Origin of the sequence: Pseudomonas sp. BMW13 (assembly GCF_013357275.1) — a bacterium.
Taxonomy (GTDB): Bacteria; Pseudomonadota; Gammaproteobacteria; order Pseudomonadales; family Pseudomonadaceae; genus Aquipseudomonas; species Aquipseudomonas khazarica.
Genome location: NZ_SUKD01000098.1, coordinates 1 through 254 on the forward strand (window position 1 = coordinate 1; position 254 = coordinate 254).

Genomic DNA, 254 nt, shown 5'->3' on the forward strand with positions numbered 1-254 from the left:
GGCGCCCAGGTGCTCACCGGCGGGGCGGCCGAGCGCCTGGAGGGCGACCTGGCCAGCGGCTATTACATCCAGCCGACGCTGCTCAAGGGCAGCAACGAGATGCGCGTGTTCCAGGAGGAGATCTTCGGCCCGGTGATCGGCGTGACCACCTTCAAGGACGAGGCCGAGGCGCTGGCCATCGCCAACGACACCGAGTTCGGCCTGGGCGCCGGCGTGTGGAGCCGCGACATGAACGTCGCCTACCGCATGGGCCG

Annotated in this window: 1 protein-coding gene; it reads left to right on the forward strand. The window is 70.1% G+C overall.

Annotation, left to right across the window (positions count from 1 at the left end; genetic code table 11):
* A partial coding sequence (locus E4487_RS24360; RefSeq protein ID WP_175254588.1) for an aldehyde dehydrogenase family protein occupies nucleotides 1-254 on the forward strand: 254 nt, incomplete at both ends.